The sequence below is a fragment of the Micromonospora sp. PTRAS2 genome (assembly GCF_054052245.1).
In genome coordinates, this window is the sequence record NZ_JBSWBU010000004.1 from 737,649 (window position 1) to 756,057 (window position 18,409).

Annotated in this window: 16 protein-coding genes; 5 read left to right on the plus strand and 11 right to left on the minus strand. The window is 73.5% G+C overall.

The features are described 5' to 3' along the window. Positions 1–10: 10 nt before the first annotated feature. From ACVMYR_RS18230 to ACVMYR_RS18245, 4 genes are all read right to left on the minus strand, one after another. Positions 11–610 carry a hypothetical protein gene (locus tag ACVMYR_RS18230; RefSeq protein WP_077939197.1) on the minus strand — a complete coding sequence of 200 codons (600 nt, stop codon included), beginning with the start codon at positions 608–610 and terminating at the stop codon, positions 11–13. Beyond that, complete coding sequence (locus tag ACVMYR_RS18235; protein ID WP_077939198.1) at positions 607–1,515, minus strand: ATP-binding cassette domain-containing protein; 909 nt, start codon at positions 1,513–1,515, stop codon at positions 607–609. Before ACVMYR_RS18235 ends, ACVMYR_RS18230 begins: the two co-directional genes overlap by 4 nt. A gap of 4 nt (positions 1,516–1,519) precedes the next feature. Next, positions 1,520–2,560 carry a glycerophosphodiester phosphodiesterase family protein gene (locus ACVMYR_RS18240; RefSeq protein ID WP_457122283.1) on the minus strand — a complete coding sequence of 347 codons (1,041 nt, stop codon included), beginning with the start codon at positions 2,558–2,560 and terminating at the stop codon, positions 1,520–1,522. 116 nt (positions 2,561–2,676) lie between these two features. Then, positions 2,677–3,339 (minus strand): response regulator, encoded by a 663-nt coding sequence (locus tag ACVMYR_RS18245; RefSeq protein WP_077939200.1) that lies wholly within the window; start codon positions 3,337–3,339, stop codon positions 2,677–2,679. A gap of 27 nt (positions 3,340–3,366) precedes the next feature. On the opposite strand from ACVMYR_RS18245, the gene ACVMYR_RS18250 reads away from it, so the two are divergent. Then, positions 3,367–4,470 carry a sensor histidine kinase gene (locus tag ACVMYR_RS18250; RefSeq protein ID WP_077939201.1) on the plus strand — a complete coding sequence of 368 codons (1,104 nt, stop codon included), beginning with the start codon at positions 3,367–3,369 and terminating at the stop codon, positions 4,468–4,470. Positions 4,471–4,488: 18 nt separating this feature from the next. On the opposite strand, the gene ACVMYR_RS18255 is transcribed toward ACVMYR_RS18250, so the two are convergent. The 6 genes from ACVMYR_RS18255 to ACVMYR_RS18280 all read right to left on the minus strand — a co-directional run bounded on the left by ACVMYR_RS18255 (position 4,489) and on the right by ACVMYR_RS18280 (position 8,667). After that, a complete protein-coding gene (locus ACVMYR_RS18255) occupies positions 4,489–5,646 on the minus strand; it encodes a helix-turn-helix domain-containing protein (protein WP_457122284.1) in 1,158 nt (385 codons plus the stop codon). Then, entirely contained in the window at positions 5,639–5,806 is a 168-nt protein-coding gene (locus ACVMYR_RS18260; protein WP_431897430.1) for a hypothetical protein, read from the minus strand. The genes ACVMYR_RS18255 and ACVMYR_RS18260 overlap by 8 nt, the downstream gene beginning before the upstream one ends. Beyond that, positions 5,803–6,039, minus strand: a complete 237-nt coding sequence (locus ACVMYR_RS18265) for a hypothetical protein (RefSeq protein WP_396787942.1) — start codon at positions 6,037–6,039, stop codon at positions 5,803–5,805. Before ACVMYR_RS18265 ends, ACVMYR_RS18260 begins: the two co-directional genes overlap by 4 nt. 205 nt (positions 6,040–6,244) lie before the next feature. Next, a complete protein-coding gene (locus ACVMYR_RS18270) occupies positions 6,245–7,429 on the minus strand; it encodes a helix-turn-helix domain-containing protein (RefSeq protein WP_457122285.1) in 1,185 nt (394 codons plus the stop codon). Positions 7,430–7,597: 168 nt separating this feature from the next. Then, on the minus strand, positions 7,598–8,338 hold the full coding sequence (locus tag ACVMYR_RS18275; protein ID WP_457122286.1) for a DUF5956 family protein: 741 nt from the start codon (positions 8,336–8,338) through the stop codon (positions 7,598–7,600). Between the two features lie 125 nt (positions 8,339–8,463). After that, positions 8,464–8,667 carry a hypothetical protein gene (locus ACVMYR_RS18280; protein ID WP_256091891.1) on the minus strand — a complete coding sequence of 68 codons (204 nt, stop codon included), beginning with the start codon at positions 8,665–8,667 and terminating at the stop codon, positions 8,464–8,466. 48 nt (positions 8,668–8,715) lie between these two features. Between ACVMYR_RS18280 and ACVMYR_RS18285 the strand changes: the two genes are divergently transcribed. The 4 genes from ACVMYR_RS18285 to pulA all read left to right on the plus strand — a co-directional run bounded on the left by ACVMYR_RS18285 (position 8,716) and on the right by pulA (position 16,579). Beyond that, positions 8,716–9,492: a hypothetical protein gene (locus tag ACVMYR_RS18285; protein WP_457122287.1), complete on the plus strand. Its 777-nt coding sequence runs from the start codon at positions 8,716–8,718 to the stop codon at positions 9,490–9,492. A gap of 79 nt (positions 9,493–9,571) precedes the next feature. Further along, on the plus strand, positions 9,572–9,961 hold the full coding sequence (locus ACVMYR_RS18290) for a hypothetical protein (protein ID WP_043967588.1): 390 nt from the start codon (positions 9,572–9,574) through the stop codon (positions 9,959–9,961). 144 nt (positions 9,962–10,105) lie between these two features. After that, positions 10,106–10,870 carry a cellulose binding domain-containing protein gene (locus ACVMYR_RS18295; RefSeq protein ID WP_457122288.1) on the plus strand — a complete coding sequence of 255 codons (765 nt, stop codon included), beginning with the start codon at positions 10,106–10,108 and terminating at the stop codon, positions 10,868–10,870. A 207-nt stretch (positions 10,871–11,077) separates the two neighbouring features. Beyond that, positions 11,078–16,579: a pullulanase-type alpha-1,6-glucosidase gene (gene pulA / locus ACVMYR_RS18300; RefSeq protein WP_457122289.1), complete on the plus strand. Its 5,502-nt coding sequence runs from the start codon at positions 11,078–11,080 to the stop codon at positions 16,577–16,579. A gap of 80 nt (positions 16,580–16,659) precedes the next feature. On the opposite strand, the gene ACVMYR_RS18305 is transcribed toward pulA, so the two are convergent. Continuing rightward, on the minus strand, positions 16,660–18,165 hold the full coding sequence (locus tag ACVMYR_RS18305; RefSeq protein ID WP_457122290.1) for a hypothetical protein: 1,506 nt from the start codon (positions 18,163–18,165) through the stop codon (positions 16,660–16,662). Between the last annotated feature and the right edge of the window lie 244 nt (positions 18,166–18,409).

An 18,409-nucleotide genomic window follows, 5' to 3' on the forward strand; every position in this document is an offset into this window, starting at 1 on the left:
CCTGTGGCGGTCACTCGCCGGTCACGTCCCGGCCCACCCCCCACCCGGCGGCGACCAGCGCCGTCGCCGTCCATCCGGCCAGGACCAGCAGGGCGGCCCGGTCCCCGGCGGTGCCGTCGAGGAACGCCGAGAACGGCAGCGGCGCGCGCAGCTTTCCCAGCAGCCCCTCGACGAACACCAGCCAGCCCGCCCCGCCGAGGAACACCCAGATCGGCCGCCGGACCACGGCGGCGCTGGCGACGCCGAACGCCGCCATCGCCGGCACCGCGACCAGCGTCGCGACGTACGTGCCGGTCGCGCCGACCGCAACCATGACCCCGCTGACCGCCGCGACCGCCGTCGCCGTCAGCGCGTACGCGAGCACCTGGCCGGCGAGCACGGTCAGCCGGCGAGGCTGCCCCAGGTAGAGCAGGACGGCGGTGCGGTGCGGGAAGTGCTGCGCGGTGCCGACGACGCTCAGCGCGAACGCCGACAGGCCGACGAGCAGCGCCCAGGACGCCTCGTCGACCGTGCCAAGGAGCAGCCCGAAGAGCGTCAGGACGAGCACCGACAGCCAGCCCGACCGGATCGTGGCGAGCCGGTGCAGCTCGGCGCGCGCGACGGCGGTCACGCCGGGCCGACCAGGTCGAGGAACACCTGCTCGACGTCCCGGGCGAGCGGGGTCAGCTCGTGTACGGGCACCCCGGCCCGGAACGCCAGCTCGCCGAGGTGCTCGGCGGTCAGGCCCACCACCTCCAGCGCCTGGTCGTCGGCCCTCGCCTGGCCGAGGCGATCCACGTCGGCCGTGACCGTCGCTCCGGCGGCGGTGAAGACGTGCCACAGCCGCTGCGGGTCCCGGCCGCGCACCCGGACCCGGGGCGTGGCCGCGCCGGTGAAGCGCGCCAGCGGCGCCTGCCGCAGCACCCGCCCCCGGGCGATCACCACCACGTCGTCGACGAGCTGCGCCACCTCGGCCAGCAGGTGGCTGGAGACCAGCACGGTGCCGCCGGCCCGGGCGTGGTCGCGCAGCAGCCCGCGCAGCCACGCGATCCCCGCCGGGTCCAGCCCGTTGCCCGGCTCGTCGAGCACCAGCACCGGCGGGTCGCCGAGCAGGGCCGTCGCGATCGAGAGCCGCTGCCGCATCCCCAGGGAGTAGCCGCCGGCCCGCCGGTCGGCGGCCTCGGCCAACCCGACCCGCTCCAGCAGCAGATCGGCGCGCGCCTGCCCGGCCCCGGCCAGGATCGCCTGGGTACGCAGGTGCGCCCGCCCGGTCTGCCCGGGATGGCACGCGCCCTGCTCCACCACCGCGCCGACCTGGCGCAGCGGATGGACCAGCTCGCGGTACGGCCGGCCGTCGACCAGCGCCACGCCTGAGGTGGGCCTGACCAGGCCGAGCAGCATCCGCAGGGTCGTGGTCTTGCCTGACCCGTTGAGCCCGAGGAAGCCGGTGACCCGGCCGGGCTCGACGGTGAACGTCACCGTGTCCACGACCGGCCGACCGCCGTAGACCCGGGTGAGTCGGCGTGCCTCGATCATCCGTTCACCTGCCCAGCAGGGGCGCGACCACGTCGATCCGGTTGGTCCACACCCCGCCCGTCCAGCCCGCCGGGATCGCGTCGACGTCGTCGGCGTCGTCGAAGCCCTCCGAGAACCCGCCCGACCCGTTCACCACGATCACCCGCGTATCCGCCTCCCGCATCCGGGCGACGAACCGGTTCGGCCACCCCCACATCAGCCGCCCGTAGCGCTGCGGCAGGTGCAACTGCCGGTGGTGGCAGGCGTCGGGGACGTGCCCCGTCCAGCCGACCGCCAGGTACGCCACCATGCAGTCCTGCACGATCTTTTTCGAGGTGACCCGGACGTCGGGCAGCCGGGCGGCGAACGTGCCCACTGCCTGGTCACCCCCGTACACGGTGAGGGTGTCGCGCCGCTGCCGCGGCAGCGGCGCCAGGAGGTCGGCCAGCGCCTCGCCCTCGGCGGCCCCCTCGACCTTCAGGTGGATCAGCAGCTCCCGGTCGGGGAACTCGGCCAGCACCTCCTCGACCGTCGGCAGCAGGCCCACCCCCTTGCCCCGGAACGGGAACGTCCGCCCGCCGTCGCTGGTGTAGCCGTAACCGAGGTCGAGCCCGCGCAGCTCGGCGAGGGTGTGGTCGCCGACCGTCCCCGTGCCGTCGGTGCGGCACTGCAACGTCGCGTCGTGGAAGACCGCCAGGCGGCCGTCGCGGGTGACCTGCACGTCGAACTCCACCAGGTCGGCCCCCGCCGCGAACGCCGCCCGCATCGACGCGAGCGTGTTCTCCAGGTACGGATGCTCAGGCGGGTGGATGCGCTCGGCGGTGCAGGTGTCGTTGGTGACGCCGGCCAGGTCGAACGTCTGGGCCAGCCCCCGGTGGGCCAGCAGGAACGGCCCGCCCGGCGGCGTGCCGGCCAGCGTGGAGCTGTTGCCGACGTACAGGCCGGCGGCGGCGAGCAGCACGACGGCCAGCGCGATCGTGAGCCGCCGTCGCCACCGCCGGCCCCGGCCCGGCGGCTTCTCCGGTGCGTTGTCGCTTACGGCAGTTCCCGTTCCCCGTTCGGTCACCGGGGCAGCCTGCCAGCGGCGGGGACCGCCCGGAAGCGGCGAAGGACGTAGCCGTCGTCGACCTTTGGTACCAGTCACCGCCCGCCGGCCCCGAGCAACGCCGATCGGCCGGTCGCTCAGCGCCGATCGGCCGCGTCCCGGACGAGGAGCGCCGCCTGGGTGCGGCTGCTGACCGCCAGCTTCCCCAGCAGGTTGCTGACGTGGGTCTTGACCGTGCGTTCGGTCAGCGCGAGCGCGCGGGCGATCTGCTGGTTGGCCAGCCCACGCCCGAGCAGCGACAGGACCTCCCGCTCCCGGGGGGTCAGCGTGGCCAGCCGCGCCACAGCCTCCGACTGGCCGTCGGTCCCGGGCTGCCGCGCCGCCGGCCACAGCGCCCCCGCCGCCGACGCGCTGAGCGCCGTCACGCCGGCGTGCGCGCCCCGCACGGCAGCGGCGAGTTCCGTTCCGGTGGCATCCTTGAGCACGAACCCGTTCGCGCCGGCCGCCAAAGCCCGATGGATCTCCTCCGCCCGTCCGACCGTGGTGAGCATCAGCACCCGGGCGGCGCACTCCGGGTGCCGCTGCCGCAGCTGCCGTAGGATCCCGACGCCGTCGCAACCCGGCAGGTAGAGGTCGAGCAGGACCACGTCCGCAATGTCGGGCCGCCGGGCGAGCAGGCCGAGCAGCGCGGCACCGTCCGGCAGCTCGGCCACGACCTCGATGTCCGGCTGGGCACCGAGGATCAGGCCCATCCCCTCCCGGACCAGCGCCTGGTCGTCGACGATGGCGAGCCGGATCATCGGCCCATGATAAGTCGAGGAGGCGGCATGACCCGGCGGCCCGGCGGCCACTGGCAGCGCCCTGTCGACGTCACCCTCGGCGTTGCCCTGGCCTGCCTCTTCCTGGTGTCCGGCACGGTGGTCTCGGCCCCGCTGGCGGTGGCCCAACTGCTTCCCCTGGCCTGGCGGCGGCGCGCGCCCCAGGCGGTGGTGGCCGTGGTCGGGGCCGCCACGGCGGTGCACACGTTGGCGGGCATGGCCCGGTCGATCGGCTTCCTGCCGGTGACGTTGGCCCTCTATTCCGCAGCGGCCCACCGGTCACCGTGGATCCGCTGGGGGATGTGCGGTGCGGTCACGGCGGCGGTCACCGCCGCCAGCGGCCAACGGCACGGGCTCGTCGAGGGCGGCGTGTTCGCCGCCGCCGTCTGCATCGTCGCCTGGCTCGCCGGCGTCGAGCGGGGCGAGCACCTGCGCGAGCGCACCGGGTACGTCGCCGAGAACGCCCGGCTGCGCTGGGAGCAGACCCTCGCGCGGCAGGCCGCCGACGCCGCTGCGGAGCGGGAACGGCTCCACCGGCGGCTGCACGACACTCTTGCGCACACCGTCACCGTGATGGTGGTGCAGGCCGAGGCGCTGAGGTCGACCACTCCGCTGCCCCCGGCCGACCTGGCCCGCCTCGACCGGGTGCTGGCCGCCGGCCGCGGGGCCTTGGCGGACGTCCGCGCCGCCCTGGCCGACCAGCCCGAGCCGGACCCGGCCGCCACGCTCGCCGACCGGCTCCAGACGTTGCGCGAGGCGGGCCTGAGCCTGCCCCCGACGTTGCCGGACGGGCTGGATGACCTGCCGGCGTCGGTGCGGGCGCTCGCCCACCGGCTGATCGGGGAGACCGCCACCAACGCGCTGCGCCACGACGGCGTGGGCAGCAGCCTGGACATCGCCGTCGATCGCACCGACGACGTGTTGACCGTCGCATTGACCAGCAACGCCCGCGGTGGGGCAGGCGAGGCGGCCCCGTCCGGCCCGGCCGGATTCGGCCTGCGCAGCCTCTCCCGAGACGTCACGGCGCAGGGCGGGACGCTGCGTCACGGCCGGTCCGGCGGCTCCCATTGGCGAGTCGTCGCCACCCTCCCGCTGCGCCCGCCATCCGACTGAACAAGTCCGCGTGCTCGGTCATCGCGCCACTCCGGTCGCCTCCGCCAGCGCGAGCAGGTGTGGATCCGGCCGGCTCGCGACGGCCAGTACGCCGGCCAGCGCGGTCCGCCCGGCGGGCCTGATGCGCACCTCGGCGGGCACCAGGCGGTCCGCGTGCAGCAGCGCCGCGCCCGCCCCGGCCGCGTCACCGGCACGCAGGTACGCGCCGGACACGTCGACCAGGTGCGCGGCCCGGTGCTCGATCGGCAGCCGTTGCCAGCCCGGGGCACCGACCAACGCCTCGTGGGCGACGACCGCGCGCCGGCCGTCCCCGAGCATCGAAACGGCCACGACCCGGGCGGCGTCGACCGCTGCCCGCTCCGGCCCGCCGGGCTCGGTGACCGCTGCGGCATCGTCGAGCATCTCGTTCGCCGCAGACCGGTCGCCGGCCTCGGCGGCAGCCAGCGCGGCCTGAAGCAACGCCGCCGCGCACGCCGCCCGCTCGGCGGCACTGCCCCCGCCCGGCTCCAGCGGGGCGACCTGGTGCGCGGCGACGACGGTCGTCTCGAACGCGGCCTGCTGCCGGCCGGCGGCACGCAGGGCCTGGCCGAGCGGGACGGCGGCGAGTGCCGCCAGCACCGGATCGTCGCCGGCAACGGCCAGCGCGCGGTCGGCGGCCAGCCAGGCCAGCTCCGCGGTGCCGAGCTTCACCAGCACGAACGCGACGAGCCGGTACGCCTGGAGGAACTGCTCGGCCTGCCCGCCACCGGCGAGCCGGTGCCCGTCGACGAGCAGGGCGGGGGCGAGCCGCAGCAGATCGACGTACCGGCCGTGGTTATAGGCGGCAGCGGCGTGCGCCACCCGGGTCCGGTAGACGACCGGATCGGTCGGGGCGGCCGGTGCACCCAGCAGGCCCGGATGGCGGGCGAGCGCGGCCCGGACTACCTCGACGCCATCGGCAGCCGGCTCACGCTCGGGCCCGACGGCCCCGTCGCGGGCGATCAGCAGATCCGGGTCGATACGCAGCACAGCGGCGACCTGCCGCAGGGTCGACACCTTGTCCAGGGCGCGAACGCCCCGCTCGACCTTGTCCACCCACGACTTCGACCTGCCCAACCGATCGGCGAACACCTGCTGGGACATGTTGCGCCGGCCCCGCCAGTACGCCACCCGGCGGCCCACCGGCAGCTCACCCACCCTGCACCAGCCGAGCCACGATGCGCGCCGAGTTGGCGTTCGCCCACGGCCAGCACCGTTTCGGGGTGCCGCAGACCGGGCACCGGCCGTCGCGCTGGCGGTGGGCGTCCAGGTCCCGCTGCCACCACGGCACCTCCAGGTCGCCGACAGCCTGACTCACCGGTCGGCCCTGCCGGGGGTGGCCTCGTGGTCGAGAGTCCCGGTCGGGAGGATCTCGGTCGCTTGGCAGTGCGGCGGGGTGGCGCGCGCCGCCTCGGCGTCGGCGAGGAGCCGCCGACGGGCAGCCGCCTGCTCGGCAGCCTGGATGACCTGGCCGGTGCCGGGCGGCGGGGGCGGGTCAGACCGCCGCAGTAGCCATCGCACGATGCTCCGCAGCTCCGACCAGATCGCCATACCGCCACCTAACGCCTTCCGGGTCTGTGGCAGCGGCTGCTCATGTGGAAGGACGGGCCGCCGCCGCGCTTCTGGGGGCGGCCTGTCACCTGGGAAGCAACAGCGCCCGCTCTACCTCGCTGGACACGGCGCGGCTGTTTCCCGTGCTGTCGCCGCGCCACTACAGAAAGTAGGCGACTGTGCGCTGTTCACGTATTGCTACCGGTTATGCGTTGATAGTGATGTCCAGGCGTCGGGCGAGAACCCTGAGTTCCCTCGACACGGCCCGTCGGCGGGCCCGGCGGACCATTGCCGACACCGCGTCCCGAGCCAGCGGGTTCAGGATGAACAACGACGGGGCGATGTGTTCTGCCCGGGTGAAGGCAATCTCCGCCTCCCGGTCCTTGCGGCCGGACTGCGCAAGGGCCCGCCCGAGGTCCATCCAGTACGCCTGCCGGCGATTGGCGATCGGTAGCGCATCCACGTTGACGGTCCGGGCCAGATCGATCACTTCCGCATGGTCACCGGACTCGCCGGCGATGGCCATCCGCCACAGCACGACGTTGGTCGGCCCGAAGCACATGGTGTTGAACCCCCCGTCCCGTGAGGGGTCACCGAGGGTCGCCGCCTCCCGCTCCGCTTCGGACAGGTGGTCGGCTGCGGTGCCGGTCTGCCCGTCGACGGCAGAACGCAGCGCAGCAGCCAGGTGTAGTTGCCCGAGGACCTGCCGCACGTCCCGGTCCGTGGCGTGTGGTTGCAGGTCGGTCATGGTCCGGCCGGCGGCGCGTGCGGCGACTCCGGCGGCTTCGACGGGCAGTGCCTGCGCGTATGCGAACCGGGCCGCGCCCCGCCACGCGTGGTGCTCGACGTCTTCCGCAGCGGCCTGGGCGATGCGGGCCGCGTCGACGGCCAGGTGCCGGTGCCCGAGGTGCCGCAGGCAGGTCGACGTCAGGTAGGCCGCTTCGGCGAGCAGGACTCCGCCATGGGCGGAGGCTTCCGGGAGGAGCCCGGGAAGGGTCCGGGCCATGCGAATGTAATCGGCGCTGAGTCGCAGGTTGTTGGTGGCATGGAGGGACGCGACGGTCTGTTCCCGGCTGTCGGCGGGCTTGCGCCGGTCACCGTCGCTGATCTCCAGCAGGGCGGCCCAGATGGCGGGTACCGCGTCTGCGGCGCCGGTCTTCGCCGGGTCGGTCGGATCGCCGGGCTGGCCGAGCAGGTCGGCGACCGTGACCTGTAGGGCGGAGGCGATGGCGATCAGGGTGGACCGGCTGTCGATGCTGCGGTGCCCGGCTTCGATCTGTGAAATGTACGGCTGTGAAAGGCCGGCGAGGCCGGCGAGCACAGCTTGGGTCATTCCGCCCCGGCGTGCCCGCCAGTACCTGATGCGCGTGCCGATGGTGTCGGTCGACATCGTGCTGCCTCTCCCCAGGTAGCCGTCTGGGTGGCGGGCTGCCGACCACTGTCACCGGCGGCCCCACCGTCTGCAACGGTACGCCCCCGGACGGTTACCCGGTTCGATGCGGTGGCGTGGGCTGTGGGCGCACCGCTACCGGGTGACCGATCGGATTCCAGAGCACCGCTAACGCCCGCTGTCGGAGTAGATCCTTTGCACGACTTCGCTGAATCGGGGGGCGATGTCGGCCGGGTGAACCGCTGACGAGGGTAGGGCTGCGTTCAGATCGGCCCACAACCGGTCCTCGCTGTACCCGCTGGGCAGGCGCAGGAACCATCGGTACCCCGCAGGCCGGGCGGGAGCGCCGCCGTCGTGCAGGTAACCGTTGATGTCGGCGTCGATGTCGACCTGCTCCTCATGGGTGCGCGGGCGGCTGTACTGCTTATCGCCGGCCGGGCTGCTGCAGGACACGCGCGTGGTGTGCGCCTCCACCTGATCGGGAACGCGGATGAGTCTGGCCGGGCCTGCGCACCAGCCGATCAGGGCGCCCCAGCCGTTCTCCGATAGTTCGATGTACTCGTCGCCTACGGGGGGCGTGGGTGACAGCGGCACCTCATCCCAACGGCCGGCGTCCGGACGGCTGTTCATGATCACCTCTCCACGTGCGGGCTGGAGCCCGCCGACGTGGCGGACCCAGCCCAGTGTGACCGTGAGGACCGCGAGGGATTGCGGGAACAGCAGTTCACATCGTTGGTGCCGCAGTGGAAGGACTCCGACTGCTGCTCCGCAGCCGTGTAGGACGGGCAGCCCTGTGGTGAACTGCGCGGTCACGGTTGCGAAGGAGTCGTTGGCGTCCACCAGCTTGTTGCCGTAGGCGGTGCCGCTGTCCCCATCGCCGGTCGATGGGCTGGTCACCAGGCCGCCCACGGGGTGCTACTTAACCGGGACGCCCGGCCGAAGATCGTGTTCGATCAGGGAAAGAGTGGCCTCCAAGTCCAGGCGTTACCACTCTTTCCCGGATCGAGCGTGACCATGTTCGGCCGGCCCGCCGGTCAGGCCGGTTCGTCGGGCGGCGGGGTGCCGACCGCGCCGATGGCGGTGGCCTCCGCGTGCCGGTCGCGCAGCCGGGCCCGGATCTCCTCCGGGGTGTACGCCCGTCGCCGCCGCTCGGCGCGGGCCACGACCACCCCGGTCGCGGCGACACCCGCGAGGCCGGCCAGCCCGAGCCACTTCCACCACTGCATCCGTTGCCGCATGCGCCTAGGGTAGACGTTCATGAGCAAGCAGAACGGCGGGGCGACGGCATGAGCATCGGCCTGGACGAGGCCGTGGAGCTGACCCGCACCGGCGACGTGTGGGTGTTCCGGGGTCGCAGCGTGCCCGACCGCGCCATCCAGCTCACCACCAACAGCCCGGTCAACCACGTCGGCATGGCGGTGGTCCTCGACGACCTGCCGCCGCTGATGTGGCACGCCGAGCTGGGCCGGTCGCTGCCGGACATGTGGACCGGCACCCACCATCGCGGGGTGCAGTTGCACGACCTGCGGGACGCGGTCTGCGTCTGGGCCAACCGGTACGGCCAGCGGGCCTGGCTGCGCCAGCTCGAACCGCCCGCCGACGTGACGATGGAGCAGGCGGTGCTGCGCACCGTCGCCCGCCTCGACGGCACGCCGTTCCCGTCGACCGCCCAGCTCGCCTGGCGCTGGGCGCGGGGCCGGGTGCCGCAGGTGCGGCTGCCGCTGCCCCTGCCCGGCCGGCGGGACCGGGCAGCCGGTCCAGGAGACCGGGGAGCCGCGCACGAAGAGCAGGCAGCCGGGCAGGCAGAGCAGGGAGCCACCCAGGCGGAGCGGGGGAGCGGCGCGGCGGACCGGCCGGGCGGGGTCGCGGTACGGGACCGGGCGCTGGAGACGGCGTACTGCGCCGAGGTCGTCGCGGTGACGTACGAGGCGATGGGCCTGCTGCCGGCGGGCCGCCGGCCGAACTGGTACGACCCGGGCCGGTTCTGGAGCGGCGACGATCTCGGGCTGACCGGCGGGGCGCAGCTCGGCGCCGAGATCGAGGTGCGGATCCCGCCACGGTGAGCGACCGGGGCGGCGCGCTGCGCGCTGGTGCCGCCGACCCTGGTTTGCCGGGGCGGGCGCGCGGCAACTGACAGTCCCCGTGACAGCATCCACCGATCTCGACGCGCTGACCGACTTCTTCAACCGGTACGGCGTGGCCCTGACCACCGGCGACGTGGCGGCGGTCGCCGCCTGCTACGCCCTGCCGGGGCTGGTCGTCGCCGACACCTACAGTTTCTCGTTCGCGTCACCGGCGGCGGTGGCGCTGTCGTTCGTCGGCGCGGCCCCTGACTACCACGAGCGTGAGCTGGTGGCGGCGCACGCGGTGATCGGGGACGTGCAGCCAGTCTCGGCGCTGTTGACCGAGGTCGCGGTGGAGTGGGAGTTCCTGGACGGCCGGGGACAGCGCGTTCCTGGCGAGCGGTACCGTTACCTGCTACGGAGTACCGACGACGGCCCCGCCATCTGTACGGTGATCCGCACCGCCTGACCGCGTCGCGGCGACCTTCGGGGTGCCCGCGGCATCGCCGGAACCGGGCTCACTGGACTGTTAGGACGGTTCAGTGGGCTCCGGCCCTTTCCGACATTGCCGTAGATCGCTACGCTCTCCCGGCGGGACCGATGAGGGAGGGACATGTCGGGCACACGTCGCGCGCAACCCACCCCTGGGACCAACGCCGCCATAGCCAGTTCACCCTGGATCGTGGTCTCGGTCGGGGTGGTGGTGATGGTGGTGCTGCTGTTCGTGGCGCTCGGCACGTACCGCAGCCGGGGTCCCGTCGGTGAGGCGTTCCCGGCTCCCGAGTGGACGATGCCGCTGCCGACGCTGCCGCCGACGGTGAGCCGGTCGGTGACCGAGCCGCCCGCGCCGGTGGTGCCGGGCCTCTCCCCGCGCTCGACCCTGTCGCCGAGCGGCGGGCAGGCCGCCGGGCCCGGTGTCGTCCCCGTCCCGGTCGGCGAGGATGGTGCCGGCCCGCTGCCGGCGGAGCCGGCCGCCCCGCCGACCGCCGCCCCGCCCGCGCCCGAACCCGAGCCCGAGCCGCCGGCCCCGACCACCCCGGCCAGGCCGCCCGCGTCGCCGTCGGTCAGCGGCGCGTACCGGGTGATGAACTCCTACGACGGCGCGTTCATCGGCGAGGTGCTGGTGCGCAACGAGTCCCGGTCTCAGCGGGGCTGGACGGTCCGGATGACCTTCCCCGGTGCGCACCTGGTGACCGCCTGGATCGAGGGCGCCCCGCAGGGCCGGATCAGCCGCTCGGGCGACACGTGGACCTTCACGAGCGGCGTCGACCTGTCCCCGGGCGCGTCGGTGCCGCTGCGGTTCCACTTCGACCAGACGCGGGCCACCCGCCCGACGACCTGCACCGTCGACGGGGCCGGCTGCTCCGGCCTGCGCTGACCGACCCCCTCGATCGTCACCGGCCGTGGCCGGCTCCTTCCTCTGCCGTGTGCACGCGGTTGCCCGTCCCCCAGGGCCCGTGTGCGCGTCGCCGTGCGCAGGCGCTTGCAAGATGACTGCTTTGTTGCGACTCCGTTTGCAAGGTATTGCAGAACGTTTCGGCAAGGGCTAGCGTGCGGGCCAATCACGACCAGAGGAAGGCCGTCGATGAAACCCCCGCCTATGCCCCGTAAGGCGCTGCTCGCCTTGGTCTCCACCCTCACCCTCGCCCTCGTCGGCGCCCCCGTCGCCGTGCGCCAGCTCGGCGGCGACGCCGCCGACGGCGGCACCCGCACCGACCCCCTCGCCGCCGCCGGCGCGGTGCAGTGGCGCGCCGAGCCCTCCGCCGAGGCCCTGCTCGCCGCCGGCAACGACGACGCCCGGGCCGAGCAGTTCTACTTCGTCCTGCCCGACCGGTTCGCCAACGGCGACCCCCGCAACGACGCCGGCGGTCTCACCGGCGACCGGCTGTCCACCGGCCTCGACCCCACCGACAAGGGCTTCTACCACGGCGGCGACCTCAAGGGTCTCATCGACAAGCTCGACTACATCCAGGGGCTGGGCACGACGGCCATCTGGCTCGCCCCGGTCTTCAAGAACCGGCCCGTGCAGGGCACCGGCGACGACGTCTCCGCCGGCTACCACGGCTACTGGATCACCGACTTCACCCAGGTCGACCCGCACTTCGGCACCAACGAGGAGCTGAAGAAGCTGGTGCAGCTGTCGCACCGGCGGGGCATCAAGGTCTACCTCGACGTCATCGTCAACCACACCGCCGACGTCATCAAGTACGCCGAGGACAAGTACGCGTACATCGACAAGAAGACCGCGCCGTACACCGACGCGCAGGGGCGGGCCTTCGAGGACCGCAACTACGCCGACGGCACCCGGGGCTTCCCCAAGGTGAACGCCGACTCGTTCCCGTACACCCCGACCTTCGACAGCCCGGCCGACGCGAAGGTCAAGGTCCCGGCGTGGCTCAACGACGCCACCATGTACCACAACCGGGGCGACTCGACCTTCGCCGGCGAGAACAGCGAGTACGGCGACTTCTTCGGCCTGGACGACCTGTGGACCGAGCGCCCCGAGGTCGTCGCGGGCCTCACCAAGGTCTACGGCGACTGGATCGGCGCGACCGGCGTCGACGGGTTCCGGCTCGACACCGTCAAGCACGCCAACCTGGAGTTCTGGCCGCAGTTCAGCCGGGGCATCGAGCGCGCGGCCGAGAAGGCGGGCAAGAAGGACTTCTTCATGTTCGGCGAGGTCTACAGCGCCGACCCGGAGATCACCTCCACCTACGTGCGGCGCGGCGGTCTGCCCGCCACCCTCGACTTCGCCTTCCAGGAGGCCGCGCGCGGCTACACCGCCGCCGGCGGCTCCGCGAAGGCCCTCGCCGACGTGTACGCCCGCGACGACCTGTACGCCGCCCGCGACACCGACGCCAACCGGCTGACCACCTTCCTCGGCAACCACGACATGGGCCGGATCGGCTCCTTCGTCGCCGCGGCCGGCGGGGACGACGCCGCGCAGCTGCGCCGTACCACCCTCGCCCACGAGCTGATGTTCCTCACCCGGGGGCAGCCGGTGGTCTACTCAGGCGACGAGCAGGGCTTCACCGGCCCCGGCGGCGACAAGGACGCCCGGCAGGACATGTTCGCCTCGAAGACGGCCGACTACCTCGACGACGACCTGATCGGCACCGACCGCACCCACGCCGCCGACCAGTACGACCCGGCGCACCCGCTCTACCGCACCATCGCCGGGCTGGGCGCGCTGCGCCAGGCCCACCCGGCGCTGCGCGACGGCGTGCAGGTCACCCGGTACGCCGCCGACGGCCCTGGCGTCTTCGCGTTCTCCCGCGTCGACCCCCGCCAGCGCGTCGAGTACGTCGTCGCCGTCAACAACGCCGACACCGCGCAGACCGTCACCGTGGACACCTGGTCGCCCGGCACCGCCTTCGCCGGCATTTACGGCGGCACCGCCAGGCCGACCGCCGGGGCGGACGGCAAGCTCACCCTCACCGTGCCGGCCATGTCCGCCGTGGTGCACCGGGCCGCCAGGGCCATCCCGCAGGCCGCCGCGAAGCCGCCGATCACCATCACCGCCCCCGCCCCGGGCACGCCCGTCGCCACCCGGGCCGCCGTCACCGCCCAGGTCACCGGCGATCCCCTCGCCACCGTCACCGTCGCCGCCCGGGTCGCCGGCGGCCGGTGGACCCTGCTGGGCAGCGCGCACACCGCCCCGTACACCGTGCACCACGACCTGACCGGCCTGGCCGGCGGCACGAAGGTCGAGTACAAGGCCGTCGTCCGCGACGGCCGGGGCCGCGTCGCCGCCACCCGCTCCACCGCCACGGTCGGCACCCCCGCCCAGAGCGCGTCGCGGGACTGGGTGGTGGTGCACTACCAGCGCCCGGCCGGCGGCTACGCCGACTGGGGCCTGTACGCCTGGGGCGACATCGACCCCGCGTACGTCACCGAGTGGCCCAAGGGGCAGCCGTTCGCGGGTGAGGACTCGTACGGCCGGTTCGCCTGGGTGAAGCTGAAGCCCGGCGCGAAGTCCGTCGGTTTCCTCGTGGTGGACTCCGCCGGCAACAAGGACGTCGCCACCGACCGCACCGTCGACGTGACGCAGACCGGCGAGGTGTGGGTGAAGCAGGGCGACGCCGCGCTCTACCCGAGCCGGCAGGCCGCCACCGGCGAGCCCGACCCGCCCGCCGCCGAGGACACCGCGCTGATCCACTACCGCCGCGCCGACAACAACTACGACGGCTGGGGCCTGCACCTGTGGGACGGCGCGGCCAACCCCACCGACTGGTCCAGCCCGCTGAAGCCCGAGAAGGTCGACTCCTTCGGCGCGGTCTTCCGGGTGCCGCTGGCCGCCGGGGCGACCGGCCTGAGCTACATCGTCCACAACGGCGACACCAAGGACCTGCCCGACGACCAGCGGCTCGACTTCGCCACCGCCGGCCGTCAGGTGTGGCTGCTCGCCGCCACGCCGGGCCGGCTGCTGCCGACGACCTCGTCCGGGGTATCCAGGGACGTGGACATCACCAAGCAGCGGGCGCAGTGGATCGACCGGTCCACCGTCGCCTGGCAGACTCCCGACACCGACGGCCGGACGTACGCCCTGGTCACCGCCCCGGCCGGCGGGGTGAGCGTCGTCGACGGGGAGCTTTCCGGGACGTACACCTCGCTGCCGCTGCGGGCGCAGCGCAACGGGCTCACCGAGGCCCAGCGCGCGCGGTTCCCGCACCTGTGGGCCTACCGGGCCTTCACCCTCGACCGGGGCGACCTGGCGAAGGTGCCGGCGGCGCTGCGCGGGCAGCTCGTGGTCACCGAGCGGGACGCCGAGGGGAAGCTGCTCGGCGCGACCGGCGTGCAGGTTCCGGGCGTGCTCGACGACGTGTACGCCGCCGCGACCGGCGCGAGGCTCGGCCCCACCTTCGCCGGCCGGGTGCCCACCCTGTCGGTCTGGGCGCCCACCGCCCGCACGGTGTCGCTGGAGCTGTCCGACGCCCCGACCGCCGCGCCGAGGGTCGTGGCGATGCGCCGCGACGACCGCACCGGCGTGTGGTCGGTGCGCGGCGAGCCGGGCTGGACCGGAAAGTTCTACCGGTACCGGGTGTCCGCGTGGCAGCCGGCCGCCCAGCGGATGGTCACCGCCTCGGTGACCGACCCGTACTCGCTGGCCCTCGCCCCGGACTCCACGCACAGCCAGCTCGTCGACCTGGCCGACCCGGCGCTCGCGCCGGCCGGCTGGGCGGGCCTGCGCAAGCCGGCGGCCGTGCCCCCGGCGAAGGCGCAGATCCAGGAGGTCTCCGTGCGGGACTTCTCCGTCGCCGACGCAGGCGTGCCGGCTGAGCGGCGCGGCACCTACCTCGCCTTCACCGACCCCGACACGGCCGGCATGAAGCACCTGCGGTCGCTCGCCGACGCCGGCGTCGACTACCTGCACCTGCTGCCCGCGTTCGACTTCGCCACCATCCCCGAGCGGCGGGCCGACCAGCAGCAGCCGGCCTGCGACCTGGCCAAGCTGCCCCCGGACTCCGACGAGCAGCAGCGCTGCGTCGCGGCCGTCGCCGACACCGACGGCTACAACTGGGGGTACGACCCGCTGCACTACACCGTGCCGGAGGGCGGCTACGCCGTCGACCCGGCCGGGGCGGCGCGCACCACCGAGTTCCGCCGGATGGTCGCCGGGATCAACGGCGCGGGCCTGCGGGTCGTCATGGACGTCGTCTACAACCACACCTCGGCCGCCGGCACCGACGCGAAGTCGGTGCTCGACCAGGTGGTGCCGGGCTACTACCACCGGCTGCTCGACGACGGGGCCGTCGCCAACTCCACGTGCTGCGCCAACACCGCCCCCGAGCACGCCATGATGGGCAAGCTCGTGGTCGACTCGCTGGTCACCTGGGCCAAGGCGTACAAGGTGGACGGCTTCCGGTTCGACCTGATGGGCCACCACCCGAAGGCGAACATCCTGGCCGTGCGCGCCGCCCTGGACAAGCTCACCCTCGCCCGCGACGGCGTCGACGGCCGCAGGATCCTGCTCTACGGCGAGGGCTGGAACTTCGGCGAGGTCGCCGACGACGCCCGGTTCACGCAGGCCACCCAGGCCAACATGGCCGGCACCGGCATCGGCACCTTCAACGACCGGCTGCGCGACGCGGTGCGCGGCGGCGGCCCGTTCGACGCCAACCCGCGCGTGCAGGGCTTCGCCTCCGGCCTGTTCACCGACCCCAACGGCGACCCCGTCAACGGCTCGGCCGCCGAGCAGAAGGCCCGGCTGCTGCACGCCCACGACCTGATCAAGGTGGGGCTCACCGGCAACCTGCGCGGCTACCGGTTCACCGACTCGTCGGGCAGGCAGGTCACCGGCGGCCAGGTCGACTACAACGGCTCACCGGCCGGCTACACGGCCGCGCCGGGCGAGGCGGTCACCTACGTCGATGCGCACGACAACGAGATCCTGTACGACGCGCTGGCGTACAAGCTGCCGCAGGCCACCTCGGCGACGGACCGGGCCCGGATGCAGGTGCTCGCCCTCGCCACGGTGGTGATGGGGCAGGGCACCGGGTTCGTGACGGCCGGCTCGGAGCGGCTGCGGTCGAAGTCGCTGGACCGCAACTCCTACAACTCCGGCGACTGGTTCAACCAGATCCGCTGGGACTGCGCCCAGGGCAACGGGTTCGGCGCGGGCCTGCCCCCGGCGCAGGACAACGAGGACAAGTGGCCGTACGCGAAGCCGCTGCTGGCGGATCCGAAGCTGGTGCCGGACTGCGCGGCGATCGACCTGGCCGACGCCCGGTACGCGGAGCTGCTGCGCGTGCGCGAGTCGTCACCGGTGTTCGGGCTGGACACCGCCGAGCAGGTGCAGAAGCGGGTGGCGTTCCCGCTGTCCGGCGCCGCCGAGACGCCGGGCGTGCTCACGATGACCCTCGACGCCCGGGGGCTCGGCGGGCAGTGGCGGTCGGTGACCGTCGTGTTCAACGCGACCCCGCAGGCGGCTAAGCAGACCGTGCCCGGCCTGCGCGGGTCGGACGTCGCACTGCATCCGGTGCTGCGTGCCTCGGCCGATCCGGTGCTGCGCACCGCCTCGTTCGACCGGGGCAGCGGCACGTTCACGGTGCCGGCGCGCAGCGTGGCGGTCTTCGTCCAGCGCTGACCCGGCGTACCCCGGACGGACGCGACCGGCCCCCGCCACTTTCGTGGCGGGGGCCGGTCCGTTCGTTGACGCCGCCGAGGTCAGCCGAAGCAGTTGACGATCGGGGTGCCGGGGCCCGCGCAGTTGTCCGGGCTGTTGTGGAACACCTTCGTGGTGGGGTCGAGGGTCACCGCCGTCGCGGCGGCCGCGTTGAAGATCCCACCCCCGGCCACGATCGCCTGGTTGTCGGTGATCGTGGTCCGGGTCGCCGTGACCGTGCCGGTGGTGTCGTTGTAGATGCCGGCGCCGTTCACGGCCTGGTTGCGGGCGATCGTGGTGTCGAACAGCACCAGCGACCCGAGGTTGAGGAAGCCACCGCCGTTGCCCTGGCCGGCGCTGTTGGCGACGACCTTGGCCTCGTGGACGGTGACCGCGCTGCCCGCGCCGACGAAGACCCCGCCGCCGCCCGCACCGGGCTGCACCGTCGCCGGAGCGACCGCGGTGTTCTCGACCAGCTCGACCTTGCGCAGCTGGGCCTGGGTGCCCGTGCCGGTGACGGCGACGCCGCCGCCGGAGATGGTGGCGATGTTGAGCTTGAACTCGGTCTCGGCGACGTCGGCGCTGCCGCCGGCGACGTTCAGCCCGCCGCCGAGGCCCCCGGCCGCGTTGCCGATGAACTTGCTCTTCACGATGGTCACCGACCCGCTCACGCTGTCGATGCCGCCGCCGCCGTCGGTCGGCGAGCCCGCCTTGTTCGCCTCGAACAGGCTGTCCTCGACGACGAGGCGGCCGGTGTTGTGGATCGCGCCGCCCCCGGTGAACGCGTTGTTCACGGTGAACGCGCTGTGCTTCACCACCGTGCTGCCCGCGTTCTCGATCGCCCCGCCCGTTGCGGGCGTGGTCGTGGTGGTCCCGATGACCTGGTTGCCGGTCAGGGTGCTCTTCTCGACCAGCAGCCGGCCGCCCGCGTCGACCAGGATCGCCCCGCCGGAGGCGGGGGTGACCCCGACGGCCGCCGTGAGGCCGTTGCGCAGCGTCACGTCGTACAGCCGCAGGGAGCCGCCGTTGCCGACCCGGAACAGCCGGAACGCGGTCGCGCCGGCGTTGGGCAGGTTGTAGGCGCGCTCGATGGTCGATCGCTCGCCGATGATGTTGATCTCGCTGGTGATGGTCGGCAGGCCGGTCGCGTTCGGCCCGGTCAGCAGGCTGTACCGGCACTCCTTGGCCAGCTTCAGCGTGGCGCCGCTGTGCTCGGCGTTGGCCCGGACGATGGCCGCGATCAGCCGGTTCGGGTCGCACGGGATCTCCTGGGCCCGGCCGAGACCGTCCTCGCCCTTGCGGTCCTCACCCTTGCGTTCTTCGCCCTTGCCGTCGTGGCCCTGCTGCCCGCCACGGTCGTCCCGGGCGTAGCCGCCGTCGTCGCTGGCGCGCTCCGCCGCGACGCGCGTTGCAGCCGTCGCGTCGGACGTGTCCGCGGTGGCGACGCCGAACGCGGCGAGGCCGACGACCCCGGTCAGGCCGGCGGCACCGGTGGCGAGCCAGGTCCGGCGGCGCAGGGCGCGCCCCGGCCGCCCGGCCGGCGTCTTCCTCGGTGATGTGCTGGACATGTAGGCCCTCTGCTCTCATCTCGTACCGGATCGGGTCGGCGGTGTCCTGCACGGCCCGATCCGCTTCAAACGGAAGGATCTGGTACGAACCAAGCTATGAGAGCTTTCCTCGCCATACGGCTTTATCAGAAGAAACTACGCATTCGGGTAAACGGACTCCGGCCCCGTCGGGGCGACCAAGGTCGCCCGGACGGGGCCGGAGGGTGGCGGCGACCTACCTAGGGGGCCGCCGTCGCGCCGGGTG

Bases quoted from the DNA above. Each gene is read 5' to 3' on its own strand.
- ACVMYR_RS18235 (WP_077939198.1), bottom strand. From the start codon at position 1,515: ATGATCGAGGCACGCCGACTCACCCGGGTCTACGGCGGTCGGCCGGTC.
- ACVMYR_RS18245 (WP_077939200.1), bottom strand. From the start codon at position 3,339: ATGATCCGGCTCGCCATCGTCGACGACCAGGCGCTGGTCCGGGAGGGG.
- ACVMYR_RS18250 (WP_077939201.1), top strand. From the start codon at position 3,367: ATGACCCGGCGGCCCGGCGGCCACTGGCAGCGCCCTGTCGACGTCACC.
- ACVMYR_RS18265 (WP_396787942.1), bottom strand. From the start codon at position 6,039: ATGGCGATCTGGTCGGAGCTGCGGAGCATCGTGCGATGGCTACTGCGG.
- ACVMYR_RS18270 (WP_457122285.1), bottom strand. From the start codon at position 7,429: ATGTCGACCGACACCATCGGCACGCGCATCAGGTACTGGCGGGCACGC.
- ACVMYR_RS18280 (WP_256091891.1), bottom strand. From the start codon at position 8,667: ATGCGGCAACGGATGCAGTGGTGGAAGTGGCTCGGGCTGGCCGGCCTC.
- ACVMYR_RS18285 (WP_457122287.1), top strand. From the start codon at position 8,716: ATGAGCATCGGCCTGGACGAGGCCGTGGAGCTGACCCGCACCGGCGAC.
- ACVMYR_RS18295 (WP_457122288.1), top strand. From the start codon at position 10,106: ATGTCGGGCACACGTCGCGCGCAACCCACCCCTGGGACCAACGCCGCC.
- pulA (WP_457122289.1), top strand. From the start codon at position 11,078: ATGAAACCCCCGCCTATGCCCCGTAAGGCGCTGCTCGCCTTGGTCTCC.
- ACVMYR_RS18305 (WP_457122290.1), bottom strand. From the start codon at position 18,165: ATGTCCAGCACATCACCGAGGAAGACGCCGGCCGGGCGGCCGGGGCGC.